The following is a 17,254-nucleotide window of genomic DNA, read 5'->3' as shown; positions in this document are numbered from 1 at the left end:
ACTGATCATATTGATTTTATCCCATATACTATCTATAATATAATTTTAATCACTGATTGGGAGCGTTGGAATGAACGGATCAATATCAAATTGGAAACAAAACTTTTTTACAATATGGGCAGGGCAGGCATTGTCTCAGTTTTCCAGTTCTGTCCTTCAGTTTGCCATTGTGTGGTATCTTACGGATCAGACTGGATCCGCCCTTGTGCTGTCAGCAGCCATGATGATGGGATTTCTGCCCCAGGGAGTTTTGGGGCCGTTTATAGGCGTGTTTATTGACCGATACAACCGGAAGCGGATCATGATCATATCCGACCTTTTGATCTCTGCAGCCAGCTTTGTCATGGTGATCGCAGGATGGATGGGCGTGCTGTCCACTGAGCTGATACTTGCGGTCCTGCTGTGCCGCTCTGTGGGTTCGGCATTCCATACCCCCTGCCTGCAGGCGGTTACGCCCCAGATCGTACCTGAGGACCAGCTGACCAGATGCGCCGGATATTCCCAGGCCCTTGGGTCTGTTTCACAGATATTAAGCCCGGTTCTGGCTGCTGTTTTTTATAGTTCATGGAGTTTAAGCGGGATCATTTTCCTGGATGTTATAGGTGCCCTGACCGCAGTGTTTACCCTGGGGATCACCAGCATTCCGGAACTGCCCAGGGACGGGAGCCGGGGAAAGGTGCAGGTGCTGCGGGAGGCAAAAGAAGGATTCCAGATCCTCCTCACTAACAAGGGGATGCTGGGCTTGGTTCTGATCGGTACTCTTTATACACTGGCGCTGATGCCCGCCAGCGCATTGTTTCCTCTGATGAGTATGTCCTATTTTAACGGGACCAGCACCCATGCAAGTTTGGTTGAGGTCGTGTTTTCACTGGGGCTTTTGTTTGGCTCCCTGATCCTGTCCAGGTGGGGAGGAACAAAAAACAGGATCCATACCATTATTGGTTCCTTCCTGTTGATGAGTTTCAGCTTGTTTGTCTCAGGGGTCCTTCCGCCAGGGGGATTTTCCCTGTTTGTTGTCTGTTCCTGGCTGATGGGGGTGTCCGGACCTTTTTATTGGGGAATCTATACACCGCTGCTGCAAAGCAATTTTGAGGCAAGATACCTGGGACGTGTGCTGTCATTGTCCAGCAGCATACAGTTGATCAGCGGCCCGGTGGGCTTGGCTGTTTCAGGAGTATTTGCGGAAACATACGGGGTTGAAAAGTGGTTCCTGATTGCAGGAGCGCTGGTTTTGCTGGCTTCATTCCTCTGCCTTGCAGTGCCTGCAGTGCGAAACTGTGACACAAGAGGAACTACCTTTAGCGGATAAGGGAATATCTGCGCCGTTTATCAGCATTTGGGCCTGTATATGATCTCATTTACCGTATAGACTGTCACAAATGCATCCTTATCCGTCTTTAAGACAAATGTCATCAGCATGGAGTACTCGCTTTTATCAACAATTGTAATGATCTCTCTTCTGGGCTTTTTGTCATAGGCGCCAATGGCTTCATAGATGGTCGCGCCGCTGTGGAGATGATGGAGGATGAATTCCCTGATCTCTTCCTCGTGTTCGGAGATGATGCATACACGTTTCCTGATATTAAAGCCAAAAATAAAATGGTCCAGGGCAATTCCGTTTAAATAAGTTCCCAATACACTCAGCACCACGATCTTTTTATCATAAACTAGGGCGGAGGACAGGGCCACGCACATGCCGGCCAGTGACATGGCCTTGCCCAGTTCCATGTGCAGATACTTGTTCAGGAATTTTGCCACTATGTCCAGTCCCCCTGAGGAGGCGTTCCGGTTAAACAGCATGGCAAGACCGATGCTCACCACAAAAATATAGCAGAGCATGTCCAGAAACGCGTCATTGGTAACGGACTGGTTGTCCGGAAACATCAGTTCAAACACAGCCAGCACAACCGGAAGCAGGAAGGAGGTGTATACGGTTTTTGATCCGAATTCTTTTCCGATGAACAGGAAGCCCAGAATCAGAAGAAAAATGTTCAGTACAAAGGTGATGGCGGAAATCTTCAGGGGAATAAAATTCCCAAGCACGATTGCCAGACCGGATATGCTTCCCACTGATACATGGCTGGGTATCAGAAAAAAGAAGACTGCCGCAGCTACAATAACAGTGGCAAATGTAATCATGATGAACTCCCAGACCGCTTCCCGTTTTTTCATGTTAAATCTCCCATCAATCCATTATTGTCTGTTCAATCCGTATTGGTCCGCAGATTAAACAGACTTAAAAATATCCTTTGGTATTGTATCACACGAAAGACTTTCATGCAATTCACAGATGCTTTTCTGTAAAAACAAGGAAGAAAGTGATTGAACAGTTGTGGTAATATGATACAATTATGGGAGGAGAAAGAGAATGGATAAAAGCAATCCTTGATCGATCTGATCATATTTAATTAGGGAGGCAGGGGGTTATATGAAACTGAGCACATCACGAGAGGAATATCTAAAGGTTATTTATATTTTAAAGAACAATAAGGGCACGGTCCGCTCCATTGACATCGCACAGCACATGGGAATTTCCAAACCAAGTGTTTGCATTGCGGTTAAGCAGCTGGAGGAGCAGGGATATATTAAAAAGGATCCTGCCGGTTTGATTGAGCTGACAGACAGCGGCAAGGCGGAAGCCGAGCTGGTGTTTGAGATGCACTGCTTTTTTGAGCAGGTACTCATGGATGCCGGTATATCCCATGAACAGGCGCATATTGACGCCGGGAGGCTGGAGCATGCCATCAGTGAGGAGAGTTTTGAAGCCCTGAAAAAAGCGGGGTTGCTGCATGAGCTGGAACAAGACAAATAACAGGGCAGATAACAGGGCAGGAGATATGCATGGAAGAGAATAACATTGTTTCAGATTTTACTCAGGGAAAGCTGAAAAAGACGGATCGAAACAAGCAGTGGAGGGATGCAGGCGCATTCCTGTGTATTCTGCTGGGGAGCCTGATTGTGGCCGTCAACATGAATACATTTGTGGAGCAGGGAAAACTGGTGCCCGGAGGCTTCTCAGGGTTGGCAAAACTGATCCAGAGGGTGGGCCTGACTTTTTATGATGTGAAGATCTCATTTACTGTGCTCAATGTATTGTTTAATGCAATACCGGCTGTATTTGCCTACCGGCTGGTGGGCAGGAAATTTACAATCCTGTCCTGCATCAGCCTGCTTACAGTGTCGGTTCTGGTGGATGAGCTGCCGGTCATACCCATCACGGGAGATATCCTGCTGATCTCTGTTTTTGGAGGGATCCTCAACGGATTGGGAATGAGCCTTATCCTTAACCATAATGCCAGCGGAGGGGGGACGGATTTTATAGCCATGTCCCTGTCCGTCAAGTATAAGGTGTCCACATTTAACTATATGCTGTTGTTCAGCGCGGTGATCATCCTGGTTTCAGGAGCAATCTTTGGCATGGACAAAGCATTATATTCTATTATTTTCCAATTTTGTAATACACAGATCATCAATACCTTTTATAAAAAATATAAGAAGAAGACTCTGCTCATTGTCACGGACCATCCGGCGGACGTATCAGCCGACCTGCTCGAGCTTACAAACCACAGCAGTACCATATTGAAGGGATTCGGCTCATATACGGCCCATAAGAAGTATATGATCTATACCGTGCTGTCGGACAATGATGTGCGGAAAATGAAAAAGAGGATCCGGGAGCAGTATCCCGACACATTTGTGAATGTCATAAATTCCAGCGATGTGATGGGGAATTTTTATATACAGCCATTTGAATGATGAATGGGGCGGGACAGGGACAACTTTTTGAGGAGGGAACAGGATATGTTTTTTGTAGTTAAGCGGGACGGAGAAATCGTGGAGTTTCAGTTGGAGAAGATCACTGTGGCGATCAAGAAGGCATTTAAGGCAACCGGCAAATCATATACGGATGATATCATTGAACTGCTGTCCATTCGGGTGACCTCCGATTTCCAGGGAAAGATGAAGGACGGCCGGATCCCGGTGGAGGATATCCAGGACAGTGTGGAGAAGGTCCTGGAGGAAGCGGGATACACGGACGTGGCAAAGGCTTACATACTTTACAGAAAGCAGAGGGAGAAGATCAGGAATCTGGAAAAGACCACTTTGGATTATAAGGATGTGGTGGATAACTATGTGAAGGTGGAGGACTGGAGAGTGAAAGAAAACTCCACCATAACATACTCCGTGGGCGGGCTGATCCTGAACAATTCAGGAGCGGTGACAGCGAATTACTGGCTTACGGAGATATATGACAAAGAGGTTTCCGATGCGCATCTCAACGGGGATATCCATATCCATGACCTGTCCATGCTGACCAGCTACAGCTGCGGATGGTCATTAAAAAAACTGCTGCTGGACGGCCTTGGGGGAATTACGGGAAAGATCACAGCCTCCCCGGCCAAACACCTGGCCACCCTGTGCAACCAGATGGTTAATTTCCTGGGTATTATGCAGAATGAATGGGCGGCTTCCCAGTCATTTTCCTCCTTTGATACCTATCTGGCACCTTTTGTAAAATCAGACAACCTGTCATATGATAAAGTGAAAAAATGCATGGAAGCATTTGTTTTCGGGGTCAATACCCCCAGCAGATGGGGGACCCAGGCGCCGTTTTCCCATATTTCCATGGATCTGAAGGTGCCAAAGGACATGGCGGGAGAACGGGCCATTGTAGGCGGGAAACAGATGGATTTTACATACGGGGACTGCCAGGAAGAGATGGACATGGTCAATAAAGCCTTTCTGGAAACAATGCTGGAGGGCGATGCCAATGGCCAGGGGTTCCAGTATCCGATCCCGGCCTATGGGGTGACGTCTGATTTTGACTGGTCCGAAACGGAACAGAACCGGCTTTTGTTTTCACTGGCATCCCGATACGGCACACCGTATTTTATCAACTATACCAGAAGCGGCCTGGTACCGGAGGATGTGAGAATCTCCTGCCAGGAAACCCGGCCGGATCTCCATGTGCTGCACAGGAAGGCCGGAGGATTCTTCGGATACGGGGAGCACACGGGAGCCATCGGCGTGGTGACAATCAACCTTCCAAGGATCGCTTTCCAGTCCGGGAGCGGGAAGGAATTTTATGAAAGACTGGACCATCTGATGGATTTGGCAGCACGTTCCCTGGATACAAAGAGAAGGGTGGTCTCCAATCTGTTAAAGAACGGCCTTTATCCTTATACAGCCTGCTACCTGTCTGATTTTGACAGCCATTTTTCATCCATTGGCGTGATCGGCATGAATGAAGCAGGTTTGAATGCCCCATGGCTGCGGGCAGGGATGGAGTCGGAGAAGACAAGACAGTTTGCTGTCTCTGTGTTAAACCATATGAGGGAAAAACTGATCGGATACCAGCTGGAATACGGAACCCTTTATGGTCTGGAGGCAACTCCGGCAGAGTCGGCTACGTTCCGTTTTGCCAGGCTTGACAGGGAGCGTTTCCCTGAGATCAGGACAGGGGGCCGGGAGGGGAACGCACCGTATTACACCAACAGCACAAAGCTTCCCGCAGACCATGATATTCCATTGGAGGAGGCGCTGGCAAACCAGGATGAGGTACAGCCCCTTTACACCACGGGGACTGTTTTCCACATCTATGTGGAGCAGGAGCTTGAGGATTGGAGAAAGGCAAGGGATGTGGTCTTTCATGGGATCACGGAGCATACGATTCCTTACTGTACGCTGTCGCCCATTTATACGATCTGCCAGTCCTGCGGTTACCTGCCCGGCAGACAGAAGGTGTGTCCCAAATGCGGCGCCCAAGCAGATATCTACAGCAGGATCGCCGGATATTACAGGCCGGTCCATGACTGGAATGACGGCAAAGCCCAGGAATTTAGGAACAGGGTCATGTACAGGATCTGATATTAATCCTGAAACGGGTTCCGGGACAGGTTCCGAAACAGGAAAACTTGTATCCGGACAGCAAAGACTGTATAATGTGTATTGAGGTTTAAAGCTTACTAATATGTTCAACAGAAGGAGAAACGTAAAATGAAAGACGAAACTAAGTGTTTACATGCAGGTTATACCCCGGGAAATGGGGAGCCACGTGTGCTGCCCATTGTGCAGAGCACCACGTATGTATATGATTCTGCTGCAGAGGTAGCTGCTATTTTTGATGATCCCACCAAAGGACTTTGCTATTCACGGTTTGGCAATCCCACAGTGATGGCAGTGGAACAGAAGATCGCTGAACTGGAAGGCGGAGTGGGGGCAATGTGCACCACATCAGGTCAGGCGGCCACGCTTCTCAGTATTCTCAATATCTGTACGGTTGGGGACAGCATCATCAGCACTCCCACGATTTACGGAGGCACCATTAACCTGTTCTCCTTTACCCTTAAAAAGCTGGGAATTGAGTGCATCTATGTTAACAATGATGCTTCGGATGAAGAGATCAAGGCTGCCTTTAAGCCCAATACCAAACTTGTGTTTGGCGAGACCATTGCCAATCCGGCATTAAAGGTATTTGATATTGAAAAGTTTGCAAACATTGCCCATGAGATGGGGGTTCCTCTGATCGTGGATAATACCTTTGCCACCCCTATCCTGTGCAAGCCCTTTGCGTTTGGCGCCGACATTGTGATCCACTCCACAAGCAAGTATATGGATGGACATGCTGTACAGATCGGCGGAGTGATTGTTGACAGCGGCAAATTTGACTGGAAAAACGGCAAGTTCCCGGAACTCACTGAGCCGGATGAATCCTACCATGGGATCTCCTATACGGACAGTTATGGAAACATGGCGTATATCATCAAGGCACGGATGCAGCTAATGAGGGACTTTGGCGTATATCCGGCCGCCCATTCCGCGTTTTTGCTGAATCTTGGCCTTGAGACACTGCCTGTGCGCATGAAACAGTATTGTGAGAATGCAATGACAGTGGCAAAGCACCTGGAGGAGTCCGATGCCGTGGAAAGTGTTCTGTATCCGGGACTTCCCGGCAACCGCGATTACGAGCTTGCAAAGAAATACTTAAAGGGATGCAGCGGTGTTATTTCATTTATCATGAAGGGCGGCAGGCCTGCAGCGGCAAAATTCATGGATTCCCTGAAACTGGCTTCCAACGAAGTGCATGTGGCGGACATAAGGACCTGTGTCCTTCACCCAGCCAGCGAGACACACAGGCAGCTGACCGATGAACAGCTGGCTGCTGCCGGAATTAATGGGGGAATGATCCGTTTTTCCGTGGGACTGGAAAACATAGATGATATTATAGAGGATCTGGATCTGGCTCTTAAGGCTTCCATGTCCTGAGGGGGATCCTCCCGCTTCTAAGGTGAAATTAAGAATGAATGGACGCAGCTTACGGACACGGTTGTTGGACTGAAGACGGCCTGTAAGGCGTCCATTTTTGTACTGTTTTTATGGTACCCTCAGTGGACAAGGGCAGAGGAGGTAAACAAAGTGAATGATAGGATGGTGTTTTCAGACAGGGAGGAGTTTCGTGCATGGCTGCATGAAAACTGCCTGTCAAATGAAGGGGTTTGGCTGCTCTTTGGAAAAGCAGGCGGACCAAAGACGCTGAAGGCAGGCGAAGCCCTTGAGGAAGCGCTCTGTTTTGGATGGATCGATGGACAGATGCAGAGTATGGATGACAAAACCTATAAAAAATACTTCTCCCTGCGCAGGGAAAACAGCAAGTGGTCGGAGAAAAATAAAGCATTGGCGGAAAAGCTTGAAAAACAGGGGATCATGACTGACCATGGCAGGAAAAAAATAGAAGAAGCCAGAAAAAACGGCCGGTGGGATGCCCCAAAGCCCCCGGCTGTCACAGAGGATCAGATCGCTGCGGTGACAGACCTGTTAAAGGGATATGAGCCTGCCCATACTAATTTTCTTGCCATGTCACAGTCGGTTAAGAAAACATATACCAGGGCCTACTTTGATGCGAAAACAGATGCCGGACGTGAGAAGAGGACGGCATGGATGGTGGACCGGCTTAACAAAAACCTGAAACCAATGTGAGAACCCTTCTGTATTATATATGATTATTCTGCGTTTCAAATTGCAAAAGCCTGATAATTATGGTAAAATATAGGTAAATTTCAGAAGAAAGAGGGTATGCCAATTATGGGTAAAGAAGTATTAAGCTATGTTGTTGAAAAGACACACGAATTAATTGATGCGCCAACATGTAACAGTGAGACAAAGGCAGCGGCTAAAGCCTGGTTGGATGCTGTTGGAACTGAAAATGAAGCTGCAGAAACAAAGAAATACATAGATGAGCTGGAAGCGGATATCATGCCTATTGACGGTCTGATTGGTTTTGCGGAATCTGATGCAGGCAGCCAGGTTTTTGGGTCTGATAAAGCGAAGGATGTTGCAGCACATGCAAAGGAGATCAAGGCTGCCGGGGCAAAGTTTTGTGATTGTCCGGCCTGCGCAGCGGTGGAAGCCATCCTTAATAAAAAAGAGGACCTCCTCAAATAAAAACAGGGATTTAGATAAGGTTTGCCTTACACCGTTTGCTTTACACTGCACCAGCCGCAATGGCTGGTGCTTCTTTTATCTCTGCGCAACAGATAATTGCGTGACAATTTCTGGGGATTGAACCCTGATCCTGGGATATTCTGCAGAAATAAACATTTTAAGGGCGATTATTTTACAAAAATATGGTAGAATCTACATAACAAAGTAAATTTGTTATCATGTCTTTTTTATGAGGGCAGTAATTGAGAGGGGAAAACATGTCAAGGAGTGCAGATGTATTGCGTATTTGCAAAGAAAAGGGAATCAAGATGATTGATTTCAAGATGACGGACCTAAATGGACGGTGGAGGCACATCACGATTCCGGTGGAACGGTTTGACGAGGAGATCTTTACACAGGGAATTGGGTTTGACGGATCCAATTATGGATATGCTCCGGTGGAAAAGAGTGATATGGTGTTCATACCGGACCCGGATACCGCGGTGGTGGATCCATTTACAGAGGTCCCTACCCTGACCATGTGCGGGGACGCATGTGTCATCGGTAAGGAAAACCGCCCGTTTGACCAGTATCCCAGAAATGTAAGCCTGAGAGCCATTGAGTACATGAAGGAACAGGGGATCGCGGATCGGATGCTGATCGGGCCGGAATTTGAATTCCATCTGTTTGACAATATCAGCTATATGGTGGAACCGCAGCGTATGGCCTTTACCGTGGATACCAGACAGGCGGCCTGGAACAGCGGGAAGGAGACGTTTGACAACAAGGGTTTTCAGGTTCCCGGGAGCGGAGGATACCATATTGCGGCGCCTCAGGATGTGGCTTATAACTTAAGGAGCAGGATGTGCATGATGCTCCAGGACTGGGGCGTGGATGTAAAATATCATCACCATGAAGTGGGCGGCTCAGGACAGATGGAAATCGAGGTGGAGCTGGGCGATATGGTAGACATGGCGGATAAGACCATGATCATCAAGTACGTGGTCCACAACGCGGCTGTCCAGGATGGAAGGACAGCCACCTTTATGCCGAAACCCATTTATAAAGAGGCGGGCAACGGAATGCATGTGCACATGCTGCTGATGAAAGACGGGGAGCCGGTTTTTTATGATGAGAATGGATATTCCGGCCTGAGCAGAACAGCCCATTATTTTATGGGAGGTTTTTTAAAGCATGTCCCGTCCCTCTGTGCATTTACCAATCCTTCCACAAACTCATTCAAACGCCTTGTGCCCGGATACGAGGCGCCGGTGACCATTGGATACGCCACATCCAACCGAAGCGCTGTGATCAGGATTCCGGCATATGCCAAAACACCCAAGGCAAAACGGTTTGAACTGAGGAATCCGGACGCAACAGCGAATCCATATTATGCCTATGCGGCGATCCTGATGGCCGGCCTTGACGGGATCAAGAATCAGATTGATCCCCAGGCCAACGGCTGGGGGCCCTTTGACTGTAATCTTTATGAGCTGTCCGAGGAGGAAAAATCAAAGATCCAATCCCTGCCCAAAACATTGGATGAGGCGCTGGATGCCCTGGAGGCGGACCATGGGTATCTGACAGCCGGCGGGGTGTTCCCGGAACGTCTGATCCGGATATGGCTTAAGAACAAACGGGAGGAGAGCGGGGAACTGTCCCTGATCCCCCATCCGGCAGAATTCCAGCGGTATTATGATCTGTGATCAACCAATACCGCATAAATGAAAGCAGAGGAGAATCCGGCTGTCTCATGGAACCTTATGGTTTTGGGAGGGCCGGATTCTTTTTGGTATTGGATTTATAATACTGTATTTTTTTAATATTGTATTTGTAGCTGTATTTGTTATAATGTTTCATGGTATTTCCAAAGGCAAAACGGTTTGAATGGAGCATTCCAATGGAAAACTGATAAAATCACAGAAAGGTAAATGACAGACAATGATAAACAGAGAGGATATGCTGGAGCTGACAAGGCGGATGACCCTTTCACGGACATCATTTACAAGGATTGCAGGATGTTATGTGGACAGGGATGGGGATTTTGAGGGGAGTTTTAATACGAATTTCCTGAAACTGTCTGCACCTGAGAGAACGAAAAAACTGAAACTGGCAAAGGAGATCCCTTTTTCACCAACAAATGTGAACCTGAAAAAATATGAATTCCGTGAAGGCGCTCGAAAGCCCGGGAGCATGTGGCAGCTGCTCATGGCGATGAATGAATGCGGCTTAAAGAATGACGCCCTGATGGATACATTTTATGATGTTGTCATGGAAAATTATAAAACAAATTCAGCCTACGCCATCCTGGTCTTCCATGACCGTTATGATATCCCTGCTAAGACATCGGACAGGGAACGGCTATGGGAATCCGAGGAGGTGTTTGAATATATGATCTGTGCTGTTTGTCCAATGGCAGGAGAGTATGAACCAACAAAGCCGGAATGCGGTTTTTTATTTCCTGTATTTACAGACAGGAGCGGGGACCTGAATCATATTGCGGTGTTCCAGGCAGAGGCAGATCGTCCCCATGATGAATTACTGGAAATACTTGGGATTGGTTGAGGAATACATTGATAGATTGGATGTTGGTTTTAGTGGGAGAAGACAGGGATGATTGAAGTTTATTATGTGGAAGATGATGAGTTCATTGGGAACACGGTTAAGGAATATCTGGAGGAACAAAGCTTTCATGTCTTGATTTATACAACAGTGGAAGCGGCCAGGCAGGCGCTTATGAAACATGTGCCATCGCTGATTCTGTTAGACTGGAATATGCCGGATGGCCAGGGGGATGTTCTTTGCCGCTGGATCCGTTCCAGGTGGGAGAACCTGCCGGTGATGTTCCTCACTGTCCGCGGTGGTTCTCATAACATGATCTCCGGTTTCCAAAACGGCGCTGATGATTATGTTGTGAAGCCCTTTGATCTGGATGTTTTGTATTCCCGTATATGTGCCCTGCTGCGCAGAGCGGGAAATGTATCAGCGCAGTATCTGTCCTGTGATAATATTTCAATTGACAGGAATGGCATGAGGGTTTTTTGCAGGGGTGAGGAAATTGCCCTAAGCCAGCAGGAATACCAGGTATTATTGCTTTTAATGCAGAATAGAGGGAGGACTGTTCCCAGGGATAAATTGTTGGAGCAGGTGTGGGATATCAATGGAAGCTATGTAAATGATAATACGCTTACGGTTACCATTAAACGCCTGCGAGAAAAACTAAATCAGCCCTCCTGCCTGAAGACGGTGAGAAGCTTTGGATACCGCATGGAGGACACCATATGAGCCGCCGGAAGAGTGGAGGAATGTTCCTTGCAATTGTCCTTGCGGTCAGCCTTTTTGCATCATCGGTCACCGCCGTGCTGATGACAGGGATGTATAGCCGCATCCAATTTCATGGTTTAAGCAGTGTCTGCAGTGAAATCCTAAGGGCACATCCGGAGATGGAGAAGGCTGTACTGTCATCCCTGAAAAAATTTAAAATGCATTCCGGACCAGAGGAGGATGGAAATGTACTGTTGGATTATGGCTACAGGTCATGGGATTTTCTGAGCAGTGAATATCAATACGGCATATTGTTTTCCGTTACCGGCTTTGCGGTCTCCGGTGGTCTGTTCCTGTTTGCCGCCTGGCACTGGCGCCGTAAGGAGTCTTTGCGCATAAAAGCATTGACAGAGTATCTTGAGAGGGTGAATACGGGAAATTCATGCCTTGCCCTGGAAGCAAGGGAGGACGGATTTTCTCAATTGCAGGATGAACTATATAAGACAGTGACTATGCTGTATCAGACAAGGGAAGCCGCCATTCAGGAGAAGGCAGCTTTTGCAGATAATCTGTCCAATATTGCCCATCAGCTTAAAACACCGGTGACAGCCATTTCCCTGTCCGCCCAGATGATGAAAAAGCATCCGTCCATGGATCAGCCGGATCAGATACAAAAGCAGCTGAGCCGGCTGGTTTATCTGGAGGAGGCGCTGCTTCTCCTGGCACGCCTTGACGCAGGCACCCTTTCATTGGAAAAGGAATCAGTGGATGTCTTTACTTTGCTTAATCTTGCTGCCGATAATTTACAGGAGGTATTAAGAGAATCAGAAGTCTCTGTTCAAATTCCTGAAAACGGCAAAATGGAGATTACCGCTGATCTGGACTGGACCATGGAAGCGATTATGAACCTGATAAAGAACTGCGCTGAGTATACGCCTGTTGGGGGAAGTGTTTACTGTACCTATTCACAAAATCTGCTGTACACGGAAATTATGATATGGGATGAAGGCGATGGATTTGCCGCAGAGGACACGCCTCATCTTTTTGAACGGTTTTATCAGGGAAAAAATGCAGCAAAAGGCGGAATCGGCCTTGGCCTTGCCCTGTCCAAAGAGATCATCCAACGCCAGAATGGAACGATCCGGGCTGGCAATCATCCAGGGGCCGGAGGAATGTTTGAAATCCGGTTCTACAGTCACTGACCAGTCACTTTGGCCTGTTATAATGGAAGAAAAATAACAGGAAAAGGAGCGAGCCCTTTGGAAATCCTAAAATGTGAGAATTTAAGCAAGATATATGGTTATGGCAGTAACAAGGTAATTGCCCTGGACAGGATTGACCTCTCAGTAAACAAAGGGGAGTTTGTCGCTATTGTAGGCGCATCCGGTTCAGGTAAATCCACGCTGCTGCATCTGATTGGAAGTGTAGATAAACCTTCCGAGGGAAGAATAATGATCGAGGGGATTGATATTTCCACTCTGAATCCCACCCAATCCGCCATGTTCCGGCGCAGAAAGGTGGGGTTGGTTTATCAGTTTTATAATCTGATCCCAACCCTGACCGTCAGACAGAATATTTTGATGCCCCTTCTGTTGGACAAAAGGAAACCAAACCAGGAGCATTTTGAACAGGTAGTAAACGCATTGGGCATATCGGATCAATTGGAATCACTGCCTGTCCAATTATCCGGAGGGCAGCAGCAGAGGACCGCCATTGCCCGTTCTTTAATCTACCGCCCGGCTCTGTTGCTGGCTGATGAGCCAACGGGCAATCTGGATAGGAAGAACTCCAAAGAAATCATGGACATGCTTAAGCGATCCAACCGCAGCCTGAACCAGACTATTTTGTTGATTACCCATGATGAGGGGATTGCGCTGGAAGCCGGACGCGTCATAACCATTGAGGACGGGCGTGTTATCAGCGACCGGAGGAGGGGATAGGAATATGTGGAAGGATTACTCAAGGAGTTATATTAAGAACAATCGTGCTTCCAGCATATCCATTATTGCGGCTGCTTTTATTGCCGCGTTATTCCTTTCGTTTCTGTGCAGCCTGTTTTATGGCTTTTGAGTATACGAGGTTGAGGGGATCATCCTGGAAGAAGGGGATTGGCAGGGCCGCATTACTGCCGGGATCAATGAGGAGGATCTGATCACCATTCAGAATTTCAGCAATGTTAAAACAGCGGTTATTAATAATGGATTGTCCGGGGAACAGGAGACGGTTGTTGACATTTACTTTGAAAATGTAAGAAATATTTATAAGGATATGCCCCTGATCACAGAAAAGCTAGGTCTGGAGGAGGATGTGGCTTCCTTTCATGAACTGCTTTTGTCCAGATATCTGATCCATGATCCCCAGGAGAGGAACCCGCCGCTTTTAATGACATTTTACCTGGTTATCCTCCTGCTTGTGTCCGTTTCCCTGATACTGATCATCCGTAATTCTTTTGCAATTTCCATGAATGGAAGGATCCATCAGCTTGGTATCTTTTCCAGCATTGGGGCAACACCGGAACAGATACGGACCTGTCTGATACAGGAAGCAATGACGCTTAGCCTGATACCAATCCTGCTTGGCAGCCTGGCGGGAACCGGCCTAAGCTACGGGGTGAGTCAGGCGATTCAATGGATAGGGGCAGATCTTCCGGGCAGGCATGAATCTGCCTTTCAATATCATCCTCTTGTATTTGCATGGACGATCCTGTCATCTGTTATGACTGTGTTATGCTCAGCCTGGCTGCCGGCAAGAAAGTTGAGCAGGCTGACCCCATTGGAAGCCATCCGATATACGGGAGAATTGAAACCCAGAAAGGAGATACATTCCCCTGTCCTGCGTTTTTTGTTTGGAATAGAGGGAGAACTTGCAGGAAATTCCCTGAAAGCCAGGAGGAGATCCATGTATACCTCCACAATATCCCTTACCCTTTCTTTTTTGGGCTTTACATTGATCCTGTGTTTTTTTGCCCTTTCAAATATCAGCACGGAATATACTTATTTTGAGAGATACCAGGATGACTGGGATATTATGGTCACTTTAAAGGATACGGAGATTGAAACCTTTGGACTGTCCGGCCAACTGCGCAGTCTTAAAGGGGTGCGTGATCTGATCGTGTATCAGAAATCAGAGGCTTTCTGCTCTGTTTCTGAAGGGAATCAAAGTCCGGAACTGGCTGCAATAGGAGGTCTTAGTGCGGTTACCGGCCAGCAGGGTCCATGGACCGTAAAGGCCCCAATTGTTGTGCTGGATGACGCAGGATTTACAGATTACTGCAAACAGATTGGTGTTTTGCCCAGACTTGACGGAACCATTATTTTAAACAGGATATGGGACAGCCTAAACAGCAATTTCCGGTATCCCAGATATGTTCCCTATATTGCAGAAGACCGCAGCAGGATTCTCCTGGAAAGCGCAGGGGAGGAGAGTAAAGCAGAGGTCCCTGTGACAGCTTATACTCAAAAAGCGCCTGATCTGAGGGAAGAGTACGATGACTATGCATTAGTACAGTTTATCCCTTTGTCTTTATGGAAAGAGATATCCGGGGACATAGAGGGGACACAGCAGGATACATGGATCCGTATATTATCTGAAGAGGGAGCTTCGCTGGAGGAACTGGACGCCCTGGAAGAGGACGTACTCTGCCTGCTGGGCGGCATATATGATATTGAAATTGAGAACCGGATCCAGGAAAAGATTACAAATGATATCATGATATTCGGATATCAGCTTGTCATAGGCGGGCTGTGTTTCATCCTTGCATTGATCGGAATCGCCAATGTGTTTTCCAACACCTTAGGTTTTCTGCGCCAAAGAAAGCGGGAATTTGCCCAGTATTTATCCATAGGCATGACTCCGGCAGGAATCAGAAAGATATTCTGTATTGAGGCAGCGGTGATTGCAGGACGCCCAATTCTTATTACCATTCCCCTTACTGTTGCAGCAGTGGGGGTTATGATAAAAGCAAGCTATCTGGACCCGATGGAGTTTATAGCCAAAGCCCCCGTTGGTCCCATTCTGGCCTTCTGCCTGATAATGGCTGGTTTTGTGGCACTGGCCTATTATCTTGGGGGGAAGAAAGTCATGAAGTGCAGTCTGTCTGAGGCACTGAGGGATGATACATTGGAGTAATGGATATGTGCGGTTAAGGGCCTTAAAGGGGCTGCAGCAAAATGATTAATTTCTCGTCATAGAGCGGCAGCCCTGCTCGATACTGCGCATTCAGCCCCGATTGGTTAAACTTTGTCAAAAATTGTTGTTGCATTTTTGGGAAGAGACTGTATATGCTTTAAGAAACCGTAACTTGCGTTTGCTTCTTCTACATGATAGGTGTGTCCCCACTTTCTCTCTAACTCAAATGCAGTATCATGAAACAGGTCGCACATTATGAACACAGAACGCCAAATATCATCTATGTTGCCATTGATATATGTTTTTAAAAATCTATCCCATATTTCTTCCGGTAAATATGCTTTTAAGTTTTTTGACGCCTTTCCTGTTGAAACCTGGAAATTTGTTTCATAACCCACTTTCCAATTTAACAATTTTACTAACTGTGGATGGCTGCCATCATAAAACATTTTATGTACATAGGGTATTTCTTCACGCCACAAGCCTTTGGCGATATTATTCAGGCACCACCAAAACTCATTACAGCAGGCCCAAAATTCATCTTGGCTTGGTTTCCTGATCCGGTAATCCTCATCTGACGGTTCAGGGATTTTTGGTAAAATACCATCTTTATCCAACAGGATCATACATAATTTATCTTCCCCAATATTTACTTCTTCAATGGGAATAACATGCAGATCAAGTCTGTTTCCGTCTTTGAACTGTATCAGCCACCCGAAGCACTTATTAAGATCAACCTCCATCCCCATACATATGTCAACTTCTTCCGGACATTGCATAAACAGCCTTTCTCCGAATAGGTCAATCCAGTTTTTGTCTTCATAAAAAGGCTTTGTCTGATGAACCACATATACAATATCATAATCTTGAAAAATGTCTTTCTTAATATTCTTATTTGTTCTGGAGCCGTTCATATAAACGGCCCGTATTCGTTCATCATTTTTTGCGGTACCTATTATCAAATCAAGCATTTCCTGTTCAGTTCTCATTTGATTTCTTTCCTGCCTTTCCGGTTAATTTATATCATTACACATTTGGAAGTAAATGTCAATCCAGGCTGCCTGCCCGCAAATCAATCATTGAATCCAGAATGTATAACCAGCTTTCCATTGAAATCTGTGCCGTGTTTGCCCTGAATTGTTGTGACTTTAAAGGGGAAGGAGTCCATATTTGTGAAGGAGATTGATGCGGTCTACGGGGAGGATATGAAACAGGCGCAATACACTTGCCTGTAATGCGGAAACCGCCTTTGTCCGAAGAAGCGGACCATATGGTGAGTTTTTACAGCAGTATTATCTGAAAAAACCAAATGGATCCCTAAGGGTCGTGCTTCAGAAGAAGTAGCGGTTGACGCATAAATGGTCAGAGGAAATAAAAGGACAATAACCAGGGAAAAACTCAATGAAAGGATTTTACGCAGCTTTGCAGCAGACATGGGGTA

The 17,254-nt window shown here is 47.0% G+C and carries 14 protein-coding genes and 1 pseudogene; 13 read left to right on the top strand and 2 right to left on the bottom strand.

The annotated features are described in order from the left end of the window. Positions 1–70 precede the first annotated feature (70 nt). A complete protein-coding gene (locus tag ABID13_RS07030) occupies positions 71–1,309 on the top strand; it encodes an MFS transporter (protein WP_007864600.1) in 1,239 nt (412 codons plus the stop codon). A gap of 20 nt (positions 1,310–1,329) precedes the next feature. Here ABID13_RS07030 and ABID13_RS07025 read toward each other — a convergent pair whose 3' ends face one another. Then, on the bottom strand, positions 1,330–2,172 hold the full coding sequence (locus ABID13_RS07025) for a YitT family protein (protein ID WP_007864612.1): 843 nt from the start codon (positions 2,170–2,172) through the stop codon (positions 1,330–1,332). 256 nt (positions 2,173–2,428) lie between these two features. Here ABID13_RS07025 and ABID13_RS07020 point away from each other — a divergent pair, with 256 nt between their 5' ends. The 12 genes and pseudogenes from ABID13_RS07020 to ABID13_RS06965 all read left to right on the top strand — a co-directional run bounded on the left by ABID13_RS07020 (position 2,429) and on the right by ABID13_RS06965 (position 15,813). Further along, the gene (locus ABID13_RS07020; protein ID WP_007864613.1) at positions 2,429–2,812 is read left to right on the top strand and encodes a metal-dependent transcriptional regulator; all 384 of its coding nucleotides are present in this window, start codon (positions 2,429–2,431) and stop codon (positions 2,810–2,812) included. A 29-nt stretch (positions 2,813–2,841) separates the two neighbouring features. Next, positions 2,842–3,756, top strand: a complete 915-nt coding sequence (locus ABID13_RS07015) for a YitT family protein (RefSeq protein ID WP_007864616.1) — start codon at positions 2,842–2,844, stop codon at positions 3,754–3,756. Positions 3,757–3,801: 45 nt separating this feature from the next. After that, a complete protein-coding gene (locus ABID13_RS07010) occupies positions 3,802–5,868 on the top strand; it encodes a ribonucleoside triphosphate reductase (RefSeq protein ID WP_048930493.1) in 2,067 nt (688 codons plus the stop codon). Positions 5,869–5,997: 129 nt separating this feature from the next. Next, positions 5,998–7,266, top strand: coding sequence for an O-acetylhomoserine aminocarboxypropyltransferase/cysteine synthase family protein (locus ABID13_RS07005; RefSeq protein WP_048930492.1), 1,269 nt, complete (start codon positions 5,998–6,000; stop codon positions 7,264–7,266). A gap of 162 nt (positions 7,267–7,428) precedes the next feature. Further along, a complete protein-coding gene (locus ABID13_RS07000) occupies positions 7,429–7,977 on the top strand; it encodes a YdeI/OmpD-associated family protein (protein ID WP_252208251.1) in 549 nt (182 codons plus the stop codon). Positions 7,978–8,082: 105 nt separating this feature from the next. Next, a complete protein-coding gene (locus tag ABID13_RS06995) occupies positions 8,083–8,442 on the top strand; it encodes a hypothetical protein (protein WP_007864644.1) in 360 nt (119 codons plus the stop codon). A gap of 257 nt (positions 8,443–8,699) precedes the next feature. After that, positions 8,700–10,127: a type I glutamate--ammonia ligase gene (glnA, locus tag ABID13_RS06990; RefSeq protein WP_048930491.1), complete on the top strand. Its 1,428-nt coding sequence runs from the start codon at positions 8,700–8,702 to the stop codon at positions 10,125–10,127. A 235-nt stretch (positions 10,128–10,362) separates the two neighbouring features. After that, positions 10,363–10,986, top strand: coding sequence for a DUF4317 family protein (locus tag ABID13_RS06985; RefSeq protein WP_048930490.1), 624 nt, complete (start codon positions 10,363–10,365; stop codon positions 10,984–10,986). Between the two features lie 48 nt (positions 10,987–11,034). Continuing rightward, positions 11,035–11,706 carry a response regulator transcription factor gene (locus ABID13_RS06980; protein WP_048930489.1) on the top strand — a complete coding sequence of 224 codons (672 nt, stop codon included), beginning with the start codon at positions 11,035–11,037 and terminating at the stop codon, positions 11,704–11,706. After that, complete coding sequence (locus tag ABID13_RS06975) at positions 11,703–12,887, top strand: sensor histidine kinase (RefSeq protein WP_048930488.1); 1,185 nt, start codon at positions 11,703–11,705, stop codon at positions 12,885–12,887. The genes ABID13_RS06980 and ABID13_RS06975 overlap by 4 nt, the downstream gene beginning before the upstream one ends. 57 nt (positions 12,888–12,944) lie before the next feature. Further along, positions 12,945–13,625: an ABC transporter ATP-binding protein gene (locus ABID13_RS06970; RefSeq protein ID WP_045092173.1), complete on the top strand. Its 681-nt coding sequence runs from the start codon at positions 12,945–12,947 to the stop codon at positions 13,623–13,625. A gap of 4 nt (positions 13,626–13,629) precedes the next feature. Beyond that, positions 13,630–15,813 (top strand): annotated as a pseudogene (locus tag ABID13_RS06965) (ABC transporter permease). Between the two features lie 104 nt (positions 15,814–15,917). Here the strand turns inward: ABID13_RS06965 and ABID13_RS06960 are convergent. Further along, the gene (locus tag ABID13_RS06960) at positions 15,918–16,802 is read right to left on the bottom strand and encodes an aminoglycoside 6-adenylyltransferase (protein ID WP_048930487.1); all 885 of its coding nucleotides are present in this window, start codon (positions 16,800–16,802) and stop codon (positions 15,918–15,920) included. Positions 16,803–17,254: the final 452 nt, after the last annotated feature.

This window comes from Enterocloster citroniae, from assembly GCF_040545455.1.
GTDB lineage: Bacteria > Bacillota > Clostridia > Lachnospirales > Lachnospiraceae > Enterocloster > Enterocloster citroniae.
Note: the sequence above shows the minus strand (reverse complement) of the source record. Positions and strands in the feature narration are given on the sequence as shown.